This is a genomic window from Pandoraea eparura (genome assembly GCF_902459725.1).
GTDB lineage: Bacteria > Pseudomonadota > Gammaproteobacteria > Burkholderiales > Burkholderiaceae > Pandoraea > Pandoraea eparura.
Genome location: NZ_CABPSH010000024.1, coordinates 1 through 7,832, shown reverse-complemented (window position 1 = coordinate 7,832; position 7,832 = coordinate 1). Strand labels below are relative to the sequence as shown.

General features: G+C 62.5%; 7 protein-coding genes, 2 tRNA genes and 1 pseudogene. 7 read left to right on the top strand and 3 right to left on the bottom strand.

What is annotated here, in order from left to right; genetic code table 11:
- The 3 genes and pseudogenes from ntrC to glnA form a co-directional block, all read right to left on the bottom strand.
- A partial coding sequence (gene ntrC / locus PEP31012_RS23400; RefSeq protein ID WP_150591600.1) for a nitrogen regulation protein NR(I) occupies nucleotides 1–1,220 on the bottom strand: 1,220 nt, incomplete at its 3' end.
- Nucleotides 1,221–1,282: 62 nt separating this feature from the next.
- Nucleotides 1,283–2,335 (bottom strand): annotated as a pseudogene (glnL, locus tag PEP31012_RS23395) (nitrogen regulation protein NR(II)); the annotation flags it as partial.
- A gap of 317 nt (nucleotides 2,336–2,652) precedes the next feature.
- Nucleotides 2,653–4,068: a type I glutamate--ammonia ligase gene (gene glnA / locus PEP31012_RS23390; RefSeq protein ID WP_150591599.1), complete on the bottom strand. Its 1,416-nt coding sequence runs from the start codon at nucleotides 4,066–4,068 to the stop codon at nucleotides 2,653–2,655.
- A 472-nt stretch (nucleotides 4,069–4,540) separates the two neighbouring features.
- Between glnA and PEP31012_RS23385 the strand changes: the two genes are divergently transcribed.
- The 7 genes from PEP31012_RS23385 to PEP31012_RS23355 all read left to right on the top strand — a co-directional run bounded on the left by PEP31012_RS23385 (nucleotide 4,541) and on the right by PEP31012_RS23355 (nucleotide 7,830).
- Entirely contained in the window at nucleotides 4,541–5,008 is a 468-nt protein-coding gene (locus tag PEP31012_RS23385; RefSeq protein ID WP_150591598.1) for a rhodanese-like domain-containing protein, read from the top strand.
- Between the two features lie 107 nt (nucleotides 5,009–5,115).
- A complete protein-coding gene (locus tag PEP31012_RS23380) occupies nucleotides 5,116–5,733 on the top strand; it encodes a LysE family translocator (RefSeq protein WP_150591597.1) in 618 nt (205 codons plus the stop codon).
- A 425-nt stretch (nucleotides 5,734–6,158) separates the two neighbouring features.
- Nucleotides 6,159–6,491: a DUF4148 domain-containing protein gene (locus PEP31012_RS23790; protein ID WP_174978374.1), complete on the top strand. Its 333-nt coding sequence runs from the start codon at nucleotides 6,159–6,161 to the stop codon at nucleotides 6,489–6,491.
- A 450-nt stretch (nucleotides 6,492–6,941) separates the two neighbouring features.
- Nucleotides 6,942–7,181 carry a DNA-binding protein gene (locus tag PEP31012_RS23370; protein ID WP_150591595.1) on the top strand — a complete coding sequence of 80 codons (240 nt, stop codon included), beginning with the start codon at nucleotides 6,942–6,944 and terminating at the stop codon, nucleotides 7,179–7,181.
- A 183-nt stretch (nucleotides 7,182–7,364) separates the two neighbouring features.
- Nucleotides 7,365–7,550, top strand: coding sequence for a hypothetical protein (locus PEP31012_RS23365; protein ID WP_150591594.1), 186 nt, complete (start codon nucleotides 7,365–7,367; stop codon nucleotides 7,548–7,550).
- Nucleotides 7,551–7,621: 71 nt separating this feature from the next.
- Nucleotides 7,622–7,697, top strand: a tRNA-Lys gene (locus PEP31012_RS23360).
- A gap of 57 nt (nucleotides 7,698–7,754) precedes the next feature.
- Nucleotides 7,755–7,830, top strand: a tRNA-Lys gene (locus PEP31012_RS23355).
- Nucleotides 7,831–7,832: the final 2 nt, after the last annotated feature.

Genomic DNA, 7,832 nt, shown 5'->3' with positions numbered 1-7,832 from the left:
GTCGGCGCCGCCGCATAGGCGGAGGACACCGTTGCCGGCGCGCCCGCGCCGCCACCCGACGCCGCGCCCACCGTCTGGAACTCCGGCGGCAGATCCTTGATCTCCACCGTCTGCGCCGGGGCCATGACCGTCAGCCAGTTGCTCAGGTTTTCCAGTTGACGCACATTGCCCGGGAACGGGAAACGCGTCAGATGCGCCAGGGCAGCCTCACTGATGCGTTTCGTCTCGACGCCCAGCTCGCGCGCGCTCTTCTGAAGGAAGTGGCGCACGAGCAGCGGGATATCCTCGTTGCGCTCACGCAGTGAGGGCAAACGCAGGCGAATCACATTCAGGCGGTGATACAGATCCTCGCGGAACAACCCCTGACGCACGCGATCTTCCAGATTCTGGTGCGTGGCCGCGATCACGCGGACATTTGCCTTGATCGGGCTATGGCCGCCCACGCGATAGTAGTTGCCGTCCGAGAGCACCCGCAGCAAACGCGTTTGCAGATCGAGCGGCATGTCGCCGATTTCATCGAGGAACAGCGTGCCGCTCTCGGCCTGCTCGAAGCGCCCGCGTCGCGTGGCCTGCGCGCCGGTGAACGCGCCGCGCTCGTGGCCAAAAAGTTCGGATTCCAGCAGATCCTTCGGAATCGCCGCCGTGTTCAGGGCGATGAAGGGCCCGGAGGCACGCGGCGAATGACGGTGCAATGCCCGCGCGACCAGCTCCTTGCCCGACCCCGATTCGCCGGTGATGAGCACCGTGGCGCTCGAATGCGAGAGACGGCCGATCGCGCGGAACACGTCCTGCATGGCGCTCGCCTGCCCAAGAATCTCCGGCTCTTCGGTAATGCGCTCGTCGTCCGTCGCCTCGCGCAGGCTTTCCTCGACCGCGCGCAAAATCAACTCGACCGCGCGATCGACGTCGAACGGCTTGGCGAGATATTCGAACGCGCCGCCCTGAAAGGCCGCGACGGCGCTGTCCAGATCCGAGAATGCCGTCATGATGATGACCGGCAGTCCAGGATGTCGTTGCTTGACCGTCTGCAGCAGCTCGAGCCCGGAACCGCCCGCCATGCGGATGTCCGAGACCAGCACCTGCGGCGAGTCGTGTTCGAGCGCCGCGCTGGCTTCGCGCGGGCCGGTAAAGCTGCGCACCGGCAGATTGGCTCGCGAGAGCGCCTTTTCGAGCACCCATCGAATCGATTGGTCGTCGTCTACTATCCAGATCGGCTTCATTGTTCACCGTGTAACGTCTATGCCCGGCCGCAGGTGCTACGGCCGACGGCGTGAGGGCCGCTTCAGCCCAGGGGCAGCAGGATTCGGAAATCCGTCCGTCCGGGCCGGCTTTCGCATTCGATCAGACCCTCGTGGCGCTGCACGAACGACTGCGCCAATGTGAGTCCCAGACCGCTTCCCCCTTCGCGCCCCGAGACGAGCGGATAGAAGATGCGATCACGAATGTCGGCGGGAATGCCAGGCCCGTTGTCGATCACATGCAATTCCAATGCCAGCTTGTGCAGACGTTTGGCAATCGTGATCTTTCGCGCCACACGCGTGCGCAACACGATGCGTGCGTCGCCGCGCGCAATCTGCTCGCGCAGCGCTTCGGCACCGTTGCGCACGATGTTGAGCAGCGCTTGAATGAGTTGCTCCTTATCGCCGCGAAAATCGGGCAGGCTCACGTCGTAGTCGCGCTCGATCGACAAGCCCTGCGGAAACTCGGCAAGCACCACCGAGCGCACGCGCTCGCACACCTCGTGGATGTTGACGTCGGTGGCGATGAATGGATGACGATGCGGCTCGAGCAGACGATCGACCAGCGTCTGCAGTCTGTCGGACTCCTTGATGATGACCTGCGTGTACTCACGCAGCTCACGCTGATCCAGCTCGAATTCCAGCAACTGCGCCGCGCCGCGAATCCCGCCCAGCGGGTTCTTGATTTCGTGCGCCAGGTTGCGGATGAGCTGCTTGTTCATCAAGGCCTGATCGATGATGCGCTCTTCGCGCTCGTTCTTGATCTTCTGTTCGTTCTCGATCAGCTCGACGATCACGAAATCGGGCGCGGACTCGGGGGCCGCGACGATCGCGTGCGTGTGCAGCGGCTCCTGCGCGGTGCGCTCGAGCACCAAATCGAGGCGCGTCGTCTGAAAGCGGTTGGCGATGAGATCGGCCATCGTCGACGCGAGCACCTCGCCGTTCGTGAAGACGTCGTTCCACGTCATCTGCGACAGCGAGCGGCGCGAGAGCGCCAGCAACGCTTCGGCGGCCGGGTTGGCGAACACGACACGCAGCGTGTGCCTTTCGAGCACCAGCAAGACGGTCGGCAAGGCTTCGAGACCGGGCAACACACCGGTCGCCGCGAGCTTCGCTTCCCACGGATCGACACCCGGCGGCAGCACGGCTGTCGGGCCGGCGACGTCGGGGGTCATCTCGGCGGCATGAGGGTCTTCGGCGGCAGCGGCGTGCTCGGCGCGCTTCGTCTGCCCTTTCCCACCGGCACGGACACTGTTCATCAAGGATCGAGGCGATAGGTTCATGGCTGGCTACGTGGCGAATGCGCTGCGGATAAAAAAGGGGGACGGCCGCGGCCATCCCCCTTGCCTGTCGAGCATGACGGTCGGCCGCTGGCGTTCCGTCATACCGGCGCATTCCCTGCGCAGCGATTCGATTACAGCGAGTAGTACAGTTCGAACTCGAGCGGGTGCGTGGTCATGGCGATACGACGCGCTTCGTCCGTCTTGAGCGCGATGTACGAATCGAGCATGCCGTCCGTGAACACGCCGCCACGGGTCAGGAACTCGCGGTCTTCGTTCAGGTATTCCAGCGCCTGTTCAAGGCTCGAGCACACGGTCGGGATCTTGGCATCCTCTTCCGGCGGCAGGTCGTACAGGTTCTTGTCAGCCGCTTCGCCCGGGTGGATCTTGTTCTGCACGCCATCCAGACCGGCCATCAGCATGGCCGAGAAGGCCAGGTACGGGTTGGCCATCGGGTCCGGGAAGCGCGCTTCGATGCGGCGACCCTTCGGGTTGGCAACGTACGGAATGCGAATCGAGGCCGAACGGTTACGGGCCGAGTAGGCCAGCTTCACCGGGGCTTCGAAGTGCGGCACCAGACGCTTGTACGAGTTGGTCGACGGGTTCGTGATGGCGTTCAGGGCACGTGCGTGCTTGATGATGCCGCCGATGTAGTACAGCGCGAACTCCGACAGACCGCCGTAGCCGTTACCGGCGAACAGGTTCTGACCATCCTTCCAGACCGACTGGTGGATGTGCATGCCCGAGCCGTTGTCGCCCACGATCGGCTTCGGCATGAACGTTGCCGTCTTGCCGTAGCTGTGTGCCACGTTGTGCACCACGTACTTCAGGATCTGCGTCCAGTCGGCGCGCTCGACCAGCGTCGAGAACTTCGTGCCGATTTCGTTCTGGCCCTGGCCCGCCACTTCGTGGTGGTGCACTTCGACCGGCACGCCCAGTTGCTCGAGCAACAGGCACATTTCCGAGCGCATGTCCTGGAACGTGTCGACCGGTGCGACCGGGAAGTAGCCGCCCTTCACGCCCGGACGGTGGCCGGTGTTGCCACCTTCGAAGTCCTTCGCCGACGACCACGGGGCTTCTTCCGAATTCACGCGGACGAACGAGCCCGACATGTCGGTGCTCCACTGAACCGAGTCGAAAATGAAGAATTCCGGTTCCGGACCGAAGTAGGCGGTGTCGCCCAGGCCCGTGCTCTTCAGGTAGGCTTCAGCGCGCTTGGCGATGGAACGCGGGTCGCGGTCGTAGCCCTTGCCGTCGGCCGGTTCGATCACGTCGCAGGTCAGCACCAGCGTGCTTTCTTCATAGAACGGGTCGACATAGGCAGTGTTCGCGTCCGGCACGAGCAGCATGTCCGAGGCTTCGATGCCCTTCCAGCCAGCAATCGACGAACCATCGAAAGCATGACCGCTTTCGAACTTGTCAGCGTCGAAGTGCGACACCGGCACCGAGACGTGTTGTTCCTTGCCGCGCGTATCGGTAAAGCGGAAGTCGACGAACTTGACGTCTTCTTCCTTAACCAGATTCATCACATCTGCCACAGATTTGCTCATGCTATCTCCCGAAAGATTCAATCTGGCGCTGCGGGCGCTTGTCGCCCGCGTCGCCGTACCGTCTTAACGAACTCCGTGTTCGGATTCGTCAATGATAAGCAGGAAGCGTGCCAGCAATCCGCCAATCCGCCTCTCCTGACCCTCGCCCTCTGATTTCTAAGCGAATATTCTATTCTGGTGCGTCCAGCGTCGAATTCCCACCCGTGGGCCGCAATTCCCCGATTCGGTGCAATACGTATCAAACCATCACAACATTGGTGCATTTTCGCATTATGCACAATTTCGGTGCCAACGACCGATCCCAAGGAACCGAAGTTGTGCATCGCCTTGCACCGAGATCATGCGCGGGCCAACACGCGAAACAGCCCGTATCTTCGATGCGCTGACGAATCGCGGCGTCACGTAAAACGCCCCACGCGCAAAGGGCACGCTAGAATAAAGCACAATCATCGTCCAACGAGATCACAGCCCTATGACAAGCGCCAACGCCATTCTCGAGCAAGCCTCCCAACGCCGCGCCAACGCGCAGCTCGCCTACGCGGGCGCCGTGACGCCGGAAGAAGCCCTGGCCCTGCTTGGCGCCGATGCGAACGTTCGCCTGATCGACGTGCGCACGCGCGCCGAACTCGACTGGGTCGGCCGTCCGCAGGTGCCTGACGGTCAGTACGCCAACGTGGAATGGGTTCGCTACCCGGGCGGCGTGCCCAATGAGCACTTCCTGGAGCAACTCGCCTCGCAGACGCCCGACAAGTCCACGCCGCTGCTGTTCCTGTGCCGCAGCGCCGCCCGCTCGAAGGCCGCCGCCAAAGTCGCCTATGAAGCCGGCTACACGCAGTCGTTCGACATTCTCGAAGGCTTCGAGGGCGACAAGGACAATGCCGGCCATCGGAAAACGGTAAGCGGCTGGTGCTTTCGCGGACTGCCCTGGCTCGGCGCCTGAGTGGGCATCGCCGTGCGCCCATGAGCGCACAGGGATACCCGCCGGCGCGAGCGCATCAACACTTTTCCAGACAACTCTGAAGGTCATCAACGCGAGGAAATACTGAGATGGCGTGGACCCCTTTACTCACGTTCGCGCTTGCGTTGTTCGTCGGCGCTGGCACGCCCGGGCCGGGCATTGCGGCCATCGTGGCGCGCGTGCTCGGACGCGGCACGCAGGGCGCAATCGCGTTTACGGCGGGCGTGGCGATCGGCGATGTCGTGTGGCTGACGCTTGCCGTGCTGGGCGTCGCCGCGCTGGCGCACACGTTCTCGGGCGTATTCCTCGCGATCAGATACGCCGGCGCCGCCTACCTGCTTTACCTGGCGTGGAAGATGTGGCACGCGCCGGTCGCGGCGCCTGCGGAACCGATGGCCGCCGCGCCACGCGAGAAATCGTGGCGTCTGTTTCTCGGGGGACTGTCCGTCACGATGGGCAACCCTAAGGTCGTCGTGTTCTACTTCGCGCTGCTGCCCAACCTGCTCGATCTGCAACGGGTGACGGCACTTGGCTATCTCGAAATCGTGGGCGTGACGCTGACCGTTCTCGCACTCGTGTTCGGCAGTTACATCGCACTCGCCGCCCGTGCCCGTCGACTGCTCAGTTCGGCACGCGCCGTGCGACGTTTGAATCGTGCCACCGGCACGGTGATGGCCGGCGCGGCCGTCGCCATCGCGACCCGCTGAACGCGATTCCGGGGTTGATGCGGGCGCCCAATCCGACTACGACTGCCATCGCGACTACAAGTACAACTACAAGTACAACTACAAGTACAAGTACAACTACAACTACAACTACAACTGCGACTACGACTGTGACGGCGCAACAAATACCGATACCGCCGACTACGATACCGATACCCACACCGTCTCCGTCCCCAACCGCCACGTCGCAATCGCCACCCGAGGGTGGTGTTTTTTTGGGCACGTGCGTCGAGGATTGTTGCGATTCCCGTAATTATTTATTCCCTCAATTGCCGTTTTTCCGCGATAGCCAGACGCTTAGACTGTCTTCAACGGTCGCACACAATGCATACCGCTTCATCCTGGAACGAATGCCGGTACCGATGCATTGCGCGCCCCCGCAACACAGAAAGACAGGAGTTATCGTCATGAATCGCAAGTCCATTGCCACAGCCGTTGTATCGGTGGTGATCGCCACCGCCGCAGGGGCCGCCTTCGCACAGGCAGGCCAAACCAGCGACGCTTACCCCGAGGGTTCTCAATTTGCCTGGGTGTCGCAATCGTCACAGGTCTCGCGCGAACAAGTGCGCCAGGAATTGGCCGACGCCCGCGCGCAGGGTCTGATCCCGCAAAACGATTACGAGTATCCGGTGCTCGCCACGATGCAGCACGACCGGGCGCCGGGCAAGACGCGTGCGCAGGTGTATGAGGACCTCGTACGCGCGCGCCAGAATGGCGAGATGACGTACTCGAATCCGTAATCCGTCGCGTAACGTCGCGGTCGTGAATCGACGACCGCCGCGACATCCTCGATAGCGCCGACACCGTCGACCGCCGCTCGCCGTCAATCGCTGCGGCCCGCGCCGGACGCACCGCCCCTCGTCGTGTTGCCGTACCCCGGCAGCATGACGTGACGCACACAGGCAGGACGGCATCGCCAGCCTGTGTTGCGTCACCTCGCATTGTCCCGCCGACAGGCACGTGCCCGAGCCTGACAGGGTTGCCGTCGCGTCCGCTCGTCCAACACACTTCCCCTCTGGTCGAGCGGACACCGATGGTTTGCCCACGGGCGCCGCTCCTGTCGCCATGCGCTCGCGCGAGCGCACGGGACCTTCGCCCGCCCCTTGCCCAAGGCGCGGGCTTTTTTCGTGAGCCGCGCAAGCTGCGTGCTACCATGCAGCCGTTTCATTATGCATAGACAGGATCATCCGGTGAGTCAGATCGAATTCGATATCGAGTGGACCGAACGCGCAGCGAAGAAGGCCGAGAAGCTCGTCCCCAAGGGCACCCCTCTGGCGCTGCCGCCGATCGAATGCATGCCGGCCGAAGGCGACGTGCTGTTCCTCGGCCAAGGCGACAAGAAGCAACCGTTTGTCGTGGTGGAGCGTCAGTATCATCACGAAGGCGAAGACGCATGGACGATCGTGCTGATTCTCGATCTGCCCGAATAACGTTGATGTTTGTTTGCGGCGTCCGGACCGAGTGAATCGAGTGTTTCGGACAGATCGCAAGGCAACAACGCACGGCGCGGCCACTGGGGAAATCCCGGTTGCCGCGCCGCTTTGCTTGGCGGGGGTCGCTCTCTATACTGGAAACGCGATTTGACGCGCTTCTCAGCGGCAGGGAGATCGACCATGATCGTGCCCCACCTTTCCAACGGCGAACTGATGACGATGTTTGCGATCGCGGTATTCGGCGCGGTCGTCGTTGGCGCCATGCCCTGCAAAGGAGCTATTCGCCTGTGCTGGCGCTCGCTGCTCGTTGTCGTCGGTGCGGTGCTTGCCGTACTGGCGTTCGAGTTGGTACCGCTGCTCGGCTGAGTCCTTTTTACGGATTTTCACCATTAAGGGTTGACCCCTCGCGGAAGAGCCGATATTATCTCGGTCTCGTTGGGGCGTTAGCTCAGTTGGTAGAGCAGCGGACTCTTAATCCGTAGGTCGAGTGTTCGAGTCACTCACGCCCCACCAAACGAATTCTGAAAAAGGCTGCTACGCCGTGCAGCCTTTTTTATTCCCGGTAGCATCGGGGCGTTAGCTCAGTTGGTAGAGCAGCGGACTCTTAATCCGTAGGTCGAGTGTTCGAGTCACTCACGCCCCACCAAA

Coding starts and splice junctions, on each gene's coding strand:
- glnA (WP_150591599.1), bottom strand. CDS start 4,068: ATGAGCAAATCTGTGGCAGATGTGATGAATCTGGTTAAGGAAGAAGAC.
- PEP31012_RS23385 (WP_150591598.1), top strand. CDS start 4,541: ATGACAAGCGCCAACGCCATTCTCGAGCAAGCCTCCCAACGCCGCGCC.
- PEP31012_RS23380 (WP_150591597.1), top strand. CDS start 5,116: ATGGCGTGGACCCCTTTACTCACGTTCGCGCTTGCGTTGTTCGTCGGC.
- PEP31012_RS23790 (WP_174978374.1), top strand. CDS start 6,159: ATGAATCGCAAGTCCATTGCCACAGCCGTTGTATCGGTGGTGATCGCC.
- PEP31012_RS23365 (WP_150591594.1), top strand. CDS start 7,365: ATGATCGTGCCCCACCTTTCCAACGGCGAACTGATGACGATGTTTGCG.